The organism is Streptococcus sp. NLN64, from assembly GCF_015831295.1.
Taxonomy (GTDB): domain Bacteria; phylum Bacillota; class Bacilli; order Lactobacillales; family Streptococcaceae; genus Streptococcus.
In genome coordinates this window covers 26,335-41,117 of record NZ_JADXDQ010000013.1, presented here as the reverse complement: position 1 = coordinate 41,117, position 14,783 = coordinate 26,335, and the positions used below count along the sequence as shown (strand labels likewise).

Below are 14,783 nucleotides of genomic sequence, written 5' to 3'. Positions count from 1 at the left end.
GCTTTAAAATTTAAAGTAGAGGCCATCCTATTAACTTATTCCATATTACTTCATCAAAGCCAGATCGAAAATGGTTTCAGTCTAAAATATTCACTTGCTTACCCTTAAATCAACTAGCACAACGGGTGTATTTTGTATGCACCTACTAACTTTTTAATAAATTTCAAAAACATAATATACCTTCGTCCGTTTTTTGTCCGTCAAAATCTTTTAAAAATACTCATTTAACTCAACTTTCACACTTCTCAAAATCGCTTTAAATCAACATTTTTAGTCATTGTTTCGAAATTATTACAAAAAAATTCAGCCTGCAGGGGGAGTGGGAAAGAACTCCCTTGGATTCGTTACAAGTCTTTATTTCAAGTTGTAAACTGAAATGGTTACTCCCCAAACCAACCTCGCTCTTTTATGGTTAAGCTCGGGTTCAAACAGTCTCTTCCCAGACTGTCTTCACTTTTTATTCAAGGCTCAGGTACAAAGGCATATTGAATGCCTTTAGAGTTTCTAAACATACTAAGTTCATGTCAATATTGATTAGTTTTTTTGGAGGTCAAAGAGTCAGGAATCGACTCTTTGAGTTTCTGGATATTTGCTTCGCCCTCCTATCTGTTACCTCAAACAGCCTTTTAGCTGTTTGACCGAATCAACCACTGCATCAAAGAATTTTTGCTAAATAAATGTTAGAGGAATGTTAGAGGCTGGTACTTTTTACCCAGCCCCCAACATTTCCCCTTAAAAGAAATCATCTCATCAGCTTTTTCCTTCTAATTAGGATAAAATAAAGTAAAAGAAAGGAGTTCCCTATGCCACAATTTCTCGGACAAGAAGTCCATCTTATCGGTAATCGTCCCCAAATCGGAGATTTGGCTCCTGATTTCACCCTCCTTAACAAGGATTTGGAAAAAGTTAGTTTAGCTGATTTTGATGGGAAGAAAAAAGTTCTCAGCATCGTTCCATCCATTGACACAGGAGTCTGTTCGGTACAAACTCGTCAATTTAATGGCAATCTTGCCAATCGCGAAGACACAACTATTATTACAATTTCCATCGATACTCCCTTTGCCCAAGCTCGCTGGTGTGGGGTCGAGGGTCTAGACCAAGCGGTTATGCTTTCTGATTACTTTGACAATTCCTTTGGAAAAAGCTACGGTCTTCTTATGGAAGAATGGCACATTCTCTCACGCGCCGTTCTGATTCTTGATGAAAGCAACACAGTTCGCTATGTCGAATACCTCGAAGACGTCCACCAAGAACCCGATTACCAAGCTGCTATTCAAGCCTTGGATTCCCTATAATCTATCAATCCGCTAGAAATCTAGCGGATTTTTTCAACAATCAGCTACTGTAGCTTCCTAATTTGTACTTGTTTGGTAACCTGATACTAACAATTCTTTAGGAACAGCTCATGAACGAATCTAATGATTACCAAATTGTCTTTGATGATGAACGGGATATCTAATCCCTCTCCTTTCAATAACGTAAGCTTTCCTCTGTCTTTTTTCATGGTATAATTTAGGAAGCAAAACAAATAAAGGATTGACCATGAATCAACTCTACCTTCTTATTCTCGGCTGGATCTCAGCCGGTATTTTTGGCTATCTGAACTGGAAAAAGCCTAATACTAACCTCACTCCCATCTTCTTGGGAGTAACTGGAATTATCCAAACCCTTTACCCAACCTGGCCTTTGGGGTTAGCCTACTCCCTGATGCTCCTCTGGAATGTTTGGCGACCTGAGCGGGAACAAATCTCCGTCTGGCAGATGTTGCCCTTCTTCTTTTTAACCATCTTTGCCATTCCCAATCCTCTTTGTTGGGGATACATGCTAACCTGGTCTTTTTTCCGGGATAATCGCAGTCTGTTCAACCCCATCGTGATGATGATTTTCCTCATCTTCAGCTATCTTTACCTAGCCCAACTGAGCGCCGAGTTAGGCTTGGAAACCATCAGCAATATTTTCACAGGAGTCCTCTTCATACTCCTGCCTTTGCTGATTTTAGCCGGTGGATTCTTCCTCATTTACAATGGTTTCGTCCTTCTCCGCAAGGAGGGGCGCTCCAAGGCCAACTACTTCTCCCTCTTTCTGGGCCTTGCTGTGGTGCTCTTTTATGCCCTCGTCCTCGTGCGGCTAACCTATTATGAATTTTTCCTCCAACACCCGCTCCTCGATATCCCCTATTTCATCGCCATTTACACCTATATCCTTTTTGGGATTACCTTTACTGGATTTTTGATTTATTCTTGGTTGTATTTGCATTTGCCCAAAAAGAAAAAATATGACTTTATCATCATCCATGGGGCGGGTCTCCTAGGAGGCGAAAAGGTAACTCCTCTGCTCCGGAAGCGGGTAGATAAAGCCATCGAGGCCTATCGTCGATCCAAAAATCCCGCTGTCAAACTCATTGCCAGCGGAGGTCAGGGACCTGACGAGAAAATTAGCGAAGCCCAAGCCATTCAAAACTACATTCTTGAAACCACCGACATCCCAGCAGAAGCCATCATCTTAGAAGATCGCTCGGTCAACACCTACCAAAACCTCCTCTACTCAAAGAAATTAGGAGAACAACTGGTCACAGACCCACGCTTCCTCTTTGTCACCAATGATTACCATGTCTTCCGAACCAGCATCTACGCCCAACAAATCGGCATGAAAGGTGATGGACTTGGATGTAACACAGCCAGTTATTACATCCCCAGTGCCTTCTTACGGGAATTAGTGGCCATTATCGTTCGCCTCAAATGGCTCTACGTGGCCCTCTACGCCCCATTCTTCCTACTTTTGTGGGTTGGGTATCATTAATAAACAGCCAAGAGGTTGGGTCTAGCGCCCCAACCTCTTTTATCATTTCCACCTATTTTCAAAATCTTCCATAACTTGAGATAGACTACGCCCGGGATCTATTTCTGCTTCTTTGTAAGCAGAAACCAGCATATCTTTCAGCTCCTGGGAGGTTAAGTGGTCAACCTGAATTCGTCTAGGTCCTTTATCCAAGGATAAATCAAATGGAACACTTTTCTTGATTGCCACTTGTTTCAGCAGCAGATTAATCAAGGTTGACATGGGCAGTCCTAGTTTTTGTAAGACTTGTTCGGCGGCAATTTTATCAGCTTCATCAACACGAACATTGATAGTTGCAGTTTTTCCCATAGGTTTACCTCCTTCTTTTGCTCTCATTGTACTACAAATGTATAGTAAATTCCATTACGAACTAGACAAATTGACTTGAAATACCTCAACTAAGTTAAGAATCAACTGGAAAACGAATCCCCATCGTCATTCTTCACAACTCATTTTCTCCGATTGTCAAATGCTTAATTTTTGGGATTTTTGCTATAATGGAAGACATGGATACTTTAATCAAAACAACCGCAAAAAATAGCGCTTTTCGCGCTTTTGTCATCGATGCGACTGAAACGGTGCGTGCTGCCCAAGAAGCCCATCAAACCATGGCCAGTTCCACAGTAGCCCTTGGTCGGGCCCTCATCTCCAATTTACTACTTGCCGCCAATCAAAAAGGCGATACCAAGATGACCCAAAAGATTATCGGGGATTCTTCTTTCGGCCACATTATCTCTGTCGCCGACAGCAAGGGACATGTTAAGGGTTACATCCAAAATACCGGTGTAGACATTAAGAAAACCGCAACTGGAGAAGTCTTGGTGGGACCTTTCATGGGGAATGGTTACTTTATCGTCATCACAGACTACGGCATGGGCAATCCCTATACGTCCACAACTCCATTGATTAGTGGGGAAATCGGGGAAGATTTAGCCTACTACCTTACTGAGAGTGAACAAACACCATCAGCGGTCGGACTCAATGTCTTGTTGGACGAAAACGACAAGGTCAAGGTGGCTGGAGGCTTCATGCTTCAGGTTCTTCCTGGTGCCAAGGAGGCAGATATCGCTCGCTTTGAAAAGCGCATCCAAGAAATGCCTGCCATTTCGACTCTCTTGGAATCGGATGACCATATCGAAGCCTTGCTGGGGGCTATTTATGGGGAAGATGAATTTACCCGCCTGAGCGAAGAAAAGGTCACTTTCAACTGTGACTGTAGTCGGGAACGGTTCCTAAACGCCTTAGCTAGCCTTCCAAATCAGGACTTGCAAGAGATGGCAGACCAAGATCAGGGTGCAGAAATCACCTGTCAATTTTGCCAAAAAGAATATAAATTTACCGATAAAGATTTAGAGGAACTCATCAATGAAAAATCTGAATAAACCTTTCAATATTGGAAATGTCGAGATCCCCAATCGGACCATCCTAGCGCCAATGGCTGGGGTAACCAACTCGGCCTTTCGAACCATTGCCAAGGAACTTGGAGCTGGTCTCGTGGTCATGGAAATGGTCTCCGATAAAGGAATCCAATACAACAACGAAAAAACGCTCCACATGCTCCACATCGACGAGGGGGAAAACCCTGTGTCGATCCAGCTTTTCGGAAGCGACGCAGATAGTCTGTCACGCGCTGCCGAGTTCATCCAAGAAAACACTCGGACCGACATTGTGGATATCAACATGGGCTGTCCTGTGAACAAGGTTGTGAAAAACGAAGCCGGTGCCAAATGGCTCAAGGATCCAGACAAAATCTACCACATCCTTAAGACGGTTAAATCCCATCTAGATATCCCACTTACTGTTAAAATGCGGACGGGTTGGGCTGACCCAAGCCTAGCTGTTGAAAATGCCCTCGCAGCCGAAAGCGCTGGTGTAGATGCACTGGCTATGCACGGACGGACCCGGGAACAAATGTATACCGGAGTAGCCGATCTAGAAACCTTGCAGACAGTCGCTCAAGCCCTCACCAAAATCCCCTTCATCGCTAATGGAGACATCCGAACAGCTGAGGATGCCAAACAACGCCTGGAAGTGGTCGGTGCCGATGCCGTAATGGTCGGACGTGCCGCAATGGGGAACCCCTACATTTTCAATCAAATCAACCACTATCTGGAAACTGGAGAACTCCTCCCAGACCTTAGCTTCGAAGACAAGATGCGCATTGCCTACGAACACCTCCGTCGCTTGATCGACCTCAAAGGTGAGTACGTCGCTATCCGCGAATTCCGTGGCCTCGCTCCCCACTACCTCCGTGGTAGCTCTGGTGCAGCCAAACTACGCGGTGCCATCTCACGCGCAGAAAACCTAGCCGAAATCGAAGAACTCCTTCAATTACAGGGAGTTTAAGACTGCCTAAAACGTGATCAGCTTCAGAACCTAAAATATAGCGGCTGTGTGGTTTTTACAGCGGAACATATTAACGAATTAGAAATAGCCCTTAAAGATAAGTCACTAGCTCCTTTTCATAAGCGTATCCAAGCCGTGTATTTTAGAAGTCAGGATAAAACCTACTCAGAAATTAAACAATTACTCAAACTATCTCATGATATAGTTTGGCGATTGGTCACTAAATATGAATCAGATGGTTTATCAGCTCTAACAAAAGATAGGCGTGGAGGTCGACGTAACGCTTATCTATCTTTTGAAGAGGAAGCTGAATTTTTACAAAATGAATTGGAATCTGCTCATGCTGGAGAGATTGTGACTGCTAGTCATTTACATCAAGCTTATCAAAAGTAGCTTTCTACAATCTTTTAAAACGTCACAGACGGCGAAAGAGTACTCCTCATCCACAACATCCTAAATAATCCTGAACCCTGACAAGGGTTTAAGAAAATTTGAAACGTCTATAAGAAAAAACCATTCAACTGTGAATGGTTTTTTCTTATATTACTGTGTTAGCTCGTCTTGCCGTACTTATTTGGAGAGTGAGACAGAACGATTTTCACAAATAAAATCGTTCGTTACAAGTCTTTGTTTCAAGTTGTAAGCTGAAACGGTTTCTCCCCAAACCGACCTCGCTCTTTTATTGTTAGGCTCGGGTTCAAACAGTCTCTTCCCAGACTGTTTGAATCCCACCTCCGGTCTAAAGGCATGTTGAATGCCTTTAGAGTTTCTAAATGAAATGAACGGAGGTCAAAGAGTCAGAAATCGACTCTTTGAGTATCTGGATAAGAGAACAGGAAATGTTCTAGCAATAAAAGCGAACAATTGTTATTTGCTTCGCAAATCCTATCTGCTACCTCAAACAGCCTTTTAGCTGTTTGACCAATCAACCACTGCGTCACAGTGAATTCACTAACTAAAATAGGAAGGTTGAGACTTTTGTCCCACGCTCCTCAGCAAGCTCAAAATCTCCCCCAGAGATTTTGAGCTGTCTACGACTCGCTGCCTTGTACTAAAAGTAAATTAAAAAGACTACTATACAACGTCAGAATTTGAAATTTAATGAGTATAAGTCAAGTAGCGCTCTTCAAGACTTATCATCGCCTTCGCAATAACCTGAATATCTTGGCTGAGTTTCAAAAGGACAATAGCCCCTTGAATTTGTGCTATAATTTCTCGAGTTGCTTGCTGACAGGTTTCATTCGACCAGGACGGATGCATAACTTGAAGCAATCCTGACAATTCCTCAAACCACTGATCCATAAAATCGGCTAACAATTGTCGAAAGTCCTGATCTTGGGCTGCCAATTCAACAATGAGATTTCCAACTGGGCAGCCGTAAAAAATAGTTCCTTCTTGTTGCCGATGAAAATCAAAAATCCAGGCTAACATGGCCCGAAAACGATCTTCAGGAGGCAATGAACTCCCAAAAATCCCTTGAATCAACTCAAAATCCCACTCTCTTAAGAGATTCTGAGTTACCTCTAATCCTAAATCTTTCTTAGATTTAAAGTAATAATACAATTGCCCTTTCCCAACCCCTGCTGCATCCATAATTTGGTTGAGGGATGTCGCTACATACCCCTGATGATAGATTAATTCTCGGGTTTGTCTTAAAATAGTCTCTCTTGTATCCATGCAGCTACTCCTTTTCCTTCCAATTATAGCAGTTTTCCAGGGGAAATTATAGCAACTGAATCCCTGAATAAACTAAATCGTTTACAAGTGTTCTTCGATTTGGTATACTATTTGTACCGATTGGTACAGAATTATTTTTGTCCTCTCGTATTTCAAATAAAAGGAGATTTCCCAATGTTTCATAAAGCGCACACTGCTATTGTCATTACAGATCCACAAGTCGAATTTCTAAAACCTGCAGGAAAAGGATTCGGGGCTACTAAGGACATTCTGGAAAAAGTTCACACAATCGACAATCTCACTAAATTGCTCACCGTAGCCAAAGAAAATGGATATAAACGATTTATTTCACCTCACTACTTCTACCCTCATGATCACAAATGGCAATTTAAAGCAGCGGGTGAAACCATGATGATTGAAAATGAAATGTTTTGGCGTGACAGCCCCTACACCCCTGTTGTAGAAGGTTCAGGTGCAGATATCATTGAAGAAGTTAAACCCCTGCTAGACGAAGATACGATTATCACCAATGGTCATAAAATTTTTGGACCAGAGTCCAATGATTTGCAACTACAGTTGCGTAAAAATGGTATCGATACTGTTATTCTTGCCGGTATGAATGCCAACCTCTGTGTAGACAGCCACATGCGAGAACTCATTGAACTAGGATTCAAAGTTGTTGTTGTCACAGATGCCATCGGTGCTCCAGGTGAAGAAGCTTACCAAGCAGCTCTCACCAACTTTGGTTACATCGCCAATCAAACATATACTACAGAGGAAATTTTACCTTTATTAAAAGCTACTCACTAATCACCACAATCTATACACACAAAAAACATCTAGCCGATATCTCCAAGAAAGTTGAGGCTAGATGTTTTTTGTTTTGCTCTATTATGAAACTAGATCAAATAACAGTTTATACTTAGCAAGAATTTCTTTCAATTCTGATTAATTGAGTGATTCTTCTACTTTGGTGACACCTCTTGCACTAAGATCCAATGCAATGGTCTGATCCAGCATAACCTTTCCTTTTATTTTTTCACTAGCTCTTAGTGTATGATAAGTTGGGTAGTTTCTAGTTGTAGTCGAGATAGGAGCGACAATTGTTACACCACTAAATTCAGACACCAAATCATGACTCAACGCAATCGCTGGTCTCCTATTCTTCTGCTCATGCCCAAGACTCGGATTGAAATGAACAAAAAAATATCACCTTGTGTCACTACCATTCCAATTCTCCTCCTTCAGCCTGTCCCCAATCTAACTCTCCATGTCGAATTCCATCATCTTCCCAATCCGCAAATAATTCATGAATCGTAGAAGGTTGTTGGTTCTCTGGTGTTAACACAATTGATTGATCCTTGATAGAAATCGAGAATTTTTGATTTAAATCAATGTCTAAAGCCTTCAAAATACTAGAAGGTATTCTCGTTGCCTTTGAATTCCCCCATTGAGAAAGAGTTGTATATTCTTGAATAATCGGTTCCATCGTACACCTCCTCAATAAAAGTATATCCTGTTGTCAAAAGAAAATCAAAAATCATCACTATTTTCCACTCCCTTTAAAAATTCTCTCACCTTTTTATTCGCTCCGAAAAAAGACAAGACTGACCTAGCATTCAACCTTGTCTTTTAACATTTATGATTGGATTGAGAAACTCGACTGTAATGACTAACTTCAGGCTTAAATGTCCATTTTAAGCTGGCCAGCCTTGACTCCCACTTTCATCGTTGAGCCTGGCTGTAGGTCCCCGGCCAGAAGGTACTCAGACAAGGGATCTTCCACCAAGGTTTGGAGGGTCCGACGAAGTGGACGAGCTCCATTTTCTGGATCGTAGCCTTTTTGAGCCAAAAGTTTGAGAGCGCTTGGCTGGAATTTCAAGGTCACATCCTTAGCTGCCAGAGCCGCAACCATCGGTTTGACCATAACCTTGACAATCTTTTGCATTTGCTCGGCCGTGAGGCTATGGAAGACGACCTTTTCATCAATCCGGTTCAAGAATTCAGGGCGGTAAGCCTTTTTCAACTCTTCAAACATTCGTTTTTCCATACTTTCATGGTCAAAGCGCAGGTCCCCTGCGCCAAAGCCAACAACCTTGTCATCACGGAGAGCAGTGGCCCCTAAATTGGAGGTCATGATAATCAAGGTGTTGGAGAAATCAACCTTGCGCCCCCGGCTATCGGTCAAAACACCATCGTCTAGCACCTGCAAGAGGAGGTTAAAGATATCCGGATGGGCTTTTTCCACCTCGTCAAAGAGGAGCACCGAATAAGGACGATTCCGAACCTTCTCGGTCAACTCACCGCCTTCTTCATAGCCCACATAACCCGGAGGAGCACCGTTAAGACGGCTAGCCGCAAACTTCTCCATGTACTCACTCATGTCAAAACGAATGAGGGCTTCTTCATCATCGAAGAGCAATTCTGCCAAAGCCTTGGCCAACTCCGTTTTACCAACACCCGTTGGACCTAAGAAAAGGAAGGAACCAATCGGACGTTTACCCGTTTGTAGACCTGAACGATTGCGCCGAATGGCGCGACTGATAGCTGAAACAGCCTGGTCTTGCCCAATCACACGCTTGTGCAAGTCCGCTTCCAAATTGAGATACTTCTTGGCCTCTGAATTCGACAATTTCTGTACCGGAATTCCAGACAAACGACTCAAGGTCTGGAGGACATCCTCAGAAGTCACCCGATGTTTGAAGATGGCAGGCTTCTGAGCCTCTTTCATCAGTTTCTTAGCCTTGCTAAATTCTTCATTCATCAAGGCCCTATCCAACTCTGTTAGGCCATTACTATCGTATTCAGAAGATCTCAAACTACGATTCTGAACCGTTGCGGCTGCCTCATCCAACAAATCAATGGCTGAGTCAGGCAAGCGTTTGGCGGTCAAATACCGCTTAGCTGTCTGAACAGCTGTTTTCAAGGCTTCATCCTCAATGGTTACCTGGTGATGCTCCTCATAACGCGGCCGGAGGCCCTGCAAAATCGCAAGGGAATCTGCCTCTTTGGGCTCTTCGATGGTCACCTTGGCAAAGCGACGAACCAAGGCCGCGTCTTTTTCAATATGTTTCTGGTATTCCTCTTGGGTGGTCGCACCAAGAGTACGAAGGCTACCACGCGCTAGGGCTGGCTTGAGAATATTGGCTGCATCAAGGGTCGAATCGATTCCACTACCGGAACCAATGATGGTGTGAAGCTCATCGATAAAGAGGATGATGTTGCCTTCCTTCTCGATGTCGTCAATGATGTTGTTCATCCGTTCCTCAAAGTCCCCGCGGAAACGAGTCCCGGCAATCACATTCATCAAGTCCAACTCCATAACCCGCATATCCTGCAAGGCCACAGGCACTTGACCATCTACAATCCGCTGCGCCAAGCCCAAGGCTAGGGCGGTCTTACCAACCCCAGAATCTCCAACTAGAACTGGATTGTTTTTGGTTTTTCGGCTCAGAATATGAACCATGCGGTCAATTTCTTCTTCACGCCCAACAACCGGCTCTAATTGACCGGCGCGGGCTGCAGCAGTCAAGTCACGGCTATAGTCTTCTAGACCACCACTTTGAGTCGTGGGCATGCCCATCATATTGGCCATTTGTTGGGAGGCTGGCCGGCTGCCACGGAAAAAGTTGCGGATGGATTTGATTTCATCCTTAGACCAGCCGACGCGGGCTTCGATGTCCTTCCGCAAGGCTTTCAATTTCTGGGCTTCCTGCTTGTCCTCTGGATCAAACCCAGATGCATAGAGGAGTTGTGTCGCCAGTGATTCATTTTCCTGCAAAAGAACAAGAAAAATGTGTTCTGTCCCAATTTCATCCTGTCCTAGGTGTTGGGCCAGATCCTCCGCGCGTTTAAAAATTTTTTCCATGAGTGGGGAGAAAGGAAAAATGGTCATTTTTTTCTCTTCACGATAGGGGTAACCGATTATCTCCCCTGCTTTTTCTTCTATAAGATCCAAATCAATGGACGCATCTTTAAAGGCCGAACCGACAATACTATAGGGGTTGACCAAAAAACCGGTTAGAAGGTGCCAGGTCTCGAGATGATCACGGCCATAATTATTGGCAAAGACATGGGCCACTTCAAGGGTTTCTATTAATGCATTTGAATACTTCATTCTTTATCCTCTTCTGTCAATTTCTTTTAATAAGTGGAGCATCATTTGGGTACGCAAACGGGGACCATCAGTGCCTAGGGCAGAATCCAGGGCTACGGCCATCAACCAAGTCGCTTCACGGCGTTCTAAGAGGCCTTCTTCAACGAGAAGCAGCAGGATATCCTCATAAACTTGCTCACTTAATTGCGAGTCCAATTTTTCCTGAAGTTCCTGCAACATTTGGTGGTGATTCGAGTAGGAAATCCGTCCAATCCGGATATAGCCACCACCACCTCGTTTGCTTTCAACAACATATCCTTTGCTTTCAGTAAAACGAGTTTTAATGACATAATTAATCTGACTTGGAACAACCTGAAAGAGTTCCGCTAGTTCACTGCGCTTGAGTACGGCCATTCCCATTTGTTCCAAAAGTTGCTTGATGTGCTCTTCAATATTATCGGAGGTATTTCTTGCTACCATGGAAGTCCTTTCTAATTTTGTGAGCATTCCATCCTAGTAACTTGGTCTCCCAAAGTACTTATTCGTAAACGAAATAAAAAAATGAAATCTGACTATATTTGACTTTTATTATATCTTAATTTTCCAAAGATTAAAAGTGGAAAGAGGCCATACAAGATTAGACTAGGACTAAGAATTTCAAACATTAACAATAAAAAAGGCAGGGCTCAAGTCCCCACCTCCTCTTTGTGCAAGTCCAGAAATCTCTGATTTCTGAATTTCCAAGAAATTAGTCTTGACCAAGAGCAGCAGCCATCGTTGCTGCAACTTCTGATTCAAAGTCGTTTGAAGCTTTTTCGATACCATCTCCAACTTCGAAACGTGCAAACGCAACAACAGAAGCGTTTACTGAGTCTAGGTAAGCTTCAACCGTTTTGCTGTCGTCCATGATGTAGACTTGTGCCAGAAGTGTGTAAGCTTGGTCAACTTTAGTGTTGTCTAGCATGAAGCGATCCATTTTACCTGGGATGATCTTATCCCAGATTTTTTCTGGTTTACCTTCAGCAGCCAATTCTGCTTTGATATCTTCTTCTGCTTGTGCGATCACTTCATCAGTCAATTGAGCTTTTGATCCATACTTCAAGAATGGAAGCGCTGGTTTATTAACCATTGCACGGCTTTCGTTGTCTTGCTCGATTGCGTGGTTCAATTGTGCCAACTCATCTTTAACGAATTGCTCATCCAACTCTTTGTAAGAAAGAACAGTTGGTTTCATCGCAGCGATGTGCATAGATACTTGTTTCGCAAGCGCTTCATCGCCACCTTCGATGACTGATATTACACCGATACGGCCGCCATTATGTTGGTAAGCACCAAATGATTGAGCGTCTGTTTTTTCCAACAAAGCGAAACGACGGAATGAGATTTTTTCTCCGATTGTTGCAGTTGCGTTTACGTAAGCTGCTTCAAGAGTTTCACCCGAAGGCATTACCAAAGCAAGTGCGGCTTCGTTGTCTGCTGGTTGACCTTCAGCGATCACTTTAGCAGTTTCGTTTACCAAGTTTACAAATTGTTCGTTTTTCGCAACAAAGTCAGTTTCTGCATTCACTTCAACAACTGCAGCAACGTTACCGTTTACGTAAACACCTGTCAAACCTTCTGCAGCAACACGGTCAGCTTTTTTAGCTGCTTTCGCCATACCTTTTTCACGAAGTAGTTCAATCGCTTTTTCGATATCACCTTCTACTTCAACCAAGGCTTTTTTGGCATCCATGACACCAGCACCAGATTTTTCACGTAGTTCTTTAACAAGAGCGGCTGTAATATTGGCCATTTGAGCTTCCTCCAAAAATTTTTTAAAAAAGGACAGGACGGAGGTCACTGCCCTTTGGGGTTACAAGATTATTCGTTTGATCCTTCAACTACTTCAACGATTTCTTCAATTGAATCTGCTTGACTAGCTGCTGCTGCCATTTCAGCTTCAACAGAAGCAACGTTATCTTCACCTTGACGACCTTCGATAACAGCATCTGCCATTTTCGCAGTGATCAATTTGACAGCGCGGATAGCGTCATCGTTAGCTGGGATGATAACATCGATATCATCTGGATCAGTATTTGTGTCAACCATCGCTACAACTGGGATTCCCAATTTTTTAGCTTCTTTCACAGCGATTTGCTCTTTGTGTGGGTCAACGACATACATTACGTCAGGAATACGTGGCATATCTTCGATACCACCCAAGAATTTCTCAAGACGTGCACGTTGTTTGTTAAGAAGTGCAACTTCTTTCTTAGGAAGAACTTCGAAGACACCTTCTTCTTCCATACGTTTGATTTCTTTCAAGCGAGCAACACGTTTTTGGATAGTTTCCCAGTTTGTAAGAGTTCCACCCAACCAACGGTGGTTGATGTAGTATTGACCAGCACGTTCTGCTTCTTCTTTAACAGCGTCAGCAGCTTGCTTTTTAGTACCAACAAACAAGATGATTGCATCTTCTGCAGCTGCATCACGCATGAAATCGTATGCTTGGTCTGCAAATTTAACAGTTTGTTGCAAGTCAATTACGTGGATTCCGTTACGCTCTGTGAAGATGTACTTAGCCATCTTAGGATTCCAGCGACGAGTTTGGTGACCGAAGTGTACACCAGCCTCAAGAAGTTGTTTCATTGAAATTACTGCCATGAGTATTTCTCCTTTAAAATGTTTTTTCCTCTTTTGAATTTCAACTTGCAGGACGACCCGAAGGCAACCCCTCCCACAATTCATTCAAAATGAGTATTTGTTGCACAGCAACTCTTTTATTATAAGGGAATTCTTTATAAATTACAAGAGGAATATTCGCTATTTGTCACGATAGTAGATGCCTTTTTCAAATTCTTCTTGTGGTTCCTCGTATTGGGGTTTCAAATAGATCCGTTCTCGTGTCTCATCTGATTCATAACCTGGAATTGGGACATTGACTGGAACATAATTGTATTCAACTGCACTCACCCGATTCTCAGCTAAGGTCCAGTTACCCAAGCCTTTATGATGCATTGTGTAGGTTCCATCACTAGTTGTCAACGTATTATCTTTGATGGACATGGTCCCAAATCGTTGACTAACCCATTTCCCATCATAAACAGAGCCACTTTGAGTTGTTGACGAAGATGTAGTTTCTGATTTTTGACTGGATTGGCTTTGCTTTGTTTTCTGAGTACTCGAAGAACTTGTCTTTGTATCAAATGAGCCAATTAGTACCCAGTCAATCACATCCATCTCCAAGATCTGGTCTTCCGTATGTCCAAATTGCGAATGAATATCACTTTGTCCCAATTGGATAGCTTGCTCCTCAACTTTTTTAGCTTCACCACCCTTAGGATCTAGCTCATAGAGGGTAGCTTGTCCTCGTCCAGATCCTGAAGAAACAGCTGACTGCAGGACACTCCCATCCTTATAAAGAACAAAGCCTACCCTATCACCACCGACCGCAGCAACATAGGTCTCTGCTAACAATTCAGGTTCTCCGTCGTCCAAATAGTGGAGAGCAATTGGGTAAATATTCCCTTGACTATCTGACATTCCAACTAAGAGTTCTTTTTCTCCCTTTTGATCGATGTCGTGGTAGGAGAACAACAGTTTATCAGGACTCTGAGCAATGTTCGCGATGGTCCAATAAGATAGGTCTTGATTCAACTTTCCATAAAGCTCATTGGCTACTGCTTCTGCATTTCCATTCCTGTTTACAGAAACTCTAGCTATTTTTTCATAATCCTCTAGAACCTCTTGATAGGCCTTTTCATTTTTATCAACAGCAGAAACCGAGCCCATGAAGAGACTCGCCAAGAAAGCTACTCCTAAAATACTTTTCTTTTTCATGCTTCTC

Annotated in this window: 15 protein-coding genes; 6 read left to right on the top strand and 9 right to left on the bottom strand. The window is 43.0% G+C overall.

The features are described from left to right. Nucleotides 1-803: 803 nt before the first annotated feature. On the top strand, nt 804-1,295 hold the full coding sequence (tpx, locus tag I2503_RS03405; protein ID WP_196967015.1) for a thiol peroxidase: 492 nt from the start codon (nt 804-806) through the stop codon (nt 1,293-1,295). 526 nt (nt 1,296-1,821) lie between these two features. Beyond that, nucleotides 1,822-2,799, top strand: a complete 978-nt coding sequence (locus tag I2503_RS03400) for a YdcF family protein (RefSeq protein WP_196092270.1) — start codon at nt 1,822-1,824, stop codon at nt 2,797-2,799. A 42-nt stretch (nt 2,800-2,841) separates the two neighbouring features. Here the strand turns inward: I2503_RS03400 and I2503_RS03395 are convergent, their stop codons facing one another. Next, entirely contained in the window at nt 2,842-3,147 is a 306-nt protein-coding gene (locus I2503_RS03395) for a type II toxin-antitoxin system RelB/DinJ family antitoxin (RefSeq protein WP_196092265.1), read from the bottom strand. A gap of 197 nt (nt 3,148-3,344) precedes the next feature. Between I2503_RS03395 and hslO the strand changes: the two genes are divergently transcribed. The 3 genes from hslO to I2503_RS03380 are packed head-to-tail and all read left to right on the top strand — an operon-like array spanning nt 3,345 to nt 5,577. Beyond that, nucleotides 3,345-4,220: an Hsp33 family molecular chaperone HslO gene (gene hslO / locus I2503_RS03390; protein ID WP_196092266.1), complete on the top strand. Its 876-nt coding sequence runs from the start codon at nt 3,345-3,347 to the stop codon at nt 4,218-4,220. Further along, nucleotides 4,204-5,184 carry a tRNA dihydrouridine synthase DusB gene (gene dusB, locus I2503_RS03385; RefSeq protein WP_196092267.1) on the top strand — a complete coding sequence of 327 codons (981 nt, stop codon included), beginning with the start codon at nt 4,204-4,206 and terminating at the stop codon, nt 5,182-5,184. The genes hslO and dusB overlap by 17 nt, the downstream gene beginning before the upstream one ends. 48 nt (nt 5,185-5,232) lie before the next feature. Next, nucleotides 5,233-5,577, top strand: coding sequence for a helix-turn-helix domain-containing protein (locus I2503_RS03380; RefSeq protein WP_196092268.1), 345 nt, complete (start codon nt 5,233-5,235; stop codon nt 5,575-5,577). A gap of 705 nt (nt 5,578-6,282) precedes the next feature. Here the strand turns inward: I2503_RS03380 and I2503_RS03375 are convergent. Then, complete coding sequence (locus I2503_RS03375; protein WP_196092300.1) at nt 6,283-6,861, bottom strand: TetR/AcrR family transcriptional regulator; 579 nt, start codon at nt 6,859-6,861, stop codon at nt 6,283-6,285. 174 nt (nt 6,862-7,035) lie between these two features. Between I2503_RS03375 and I2503_RS03370 the strand changes: the two genes are divergently transcribed. Continuing rightward, complete coding sequence (locus I2503_RS03370; RefSeq protein ID WP_196092301.1) at nt 7,036-7,671, top strand: cysteine hydrolase; 636 nt, start codon at nt 7,036-7,038, stop codon at nt 7,669-7,671. Nucleotides 7,672-7,809: 138 nt separating this feature from the next. On the opposite strand, the gene I2503_RS03365 is transcribed toward I2503_RS03370, so the two are convergent. The 7 genes from I2503_RS03365 to I2503_RS03335 form a co-directional block, all read right to left on the bottom strand. Beyond that, the gene (locus tag I2503_RS03365; protein ID WP_247644674.1) at nt 7,810-8,004 is read right to left on the bottom strand and encodes a type II toxin-antitoxin system PemK/MazF family toxin; all 195 of its coding nucleotides are present in this window, start codon (nt 8,002-8,004) and stop codon (nt 7,810-7,812) included. A gap of 79 nt (nt 8,005-8,083) precedes the next feature. Continuing rightward, on the bottom strand, nt 8,084-8,350 hold the full coding sequence (locus tag I2503_RS03360; RefSeq protein ID WP_196092302.1) for an AbrB/MazE/SpoVT family DNA-binding domain-containing protein: 267 nt from the start codon (nt 8,348-8,350) through the stop codon (nt 8,084-8,086). Between the two features lie 195 nt (nt 8,351-8,545). Beyond that, complete coding sequence (locus I2503_RS03355) at nt 8,546-10,978, bottom strand: ATP-dependent Clp protease ATP-binding subunit (RefSeq protein ID WP_196967014.1); 2,433 nt, start codon at nt 10,976-10,978, stop codon at nt 8,546-8,548. A 3-nt stretch (nt 10,979-10,981) separates the two neighbouring features. After that, nucleotides 10,982-11,437, bottom strand: a complete 456-nt coding sequence (locus I2503_RS03350; RefSeq protein WP_196967013.1) for a CtsR family transcriptional regulator — start codon at nt 11,435-11,437, stop codon at nt 10,982-10,984. Nucleotides 11,438-11,705: 268 nt separating this feature from the next. Beyond that, entirely contained in the window at nt 11,706-12,749 is a 1,044-nt protein-coding gene (gene tsf / locus I2503_RS03345) for a translation elongation factor Ts (protein ID WP_196092305.1), read from the bottom strand. A gap of 68 nt (nt 12,750-12,817) precedes the next feature. Beyond that, nucleotides 12,818-13,600, bottom strand: a complete 783-nt coding sequence (gene rpsB / locus I2503_RS03340; protein ID WP_196092306.1) for a 30S ribosomal protein S2 — start codon at nt 13,598-13,600, stop codon at nt 12,818-12,820. Between the two features lie 159 nt (nt 13,601-13,759). Next, complete coding sequence (locus I2503_RS03335; protein WP_196967012.1) at nt 13,760-14,776, bottom strand: hypothetical protein; 1,017 nt, start codon at nt 14,774-14,776, stop codon at nt 13,760-13,762. Nucleotides 14,777-14,783 lie beyond the last annotated feature (7 nt).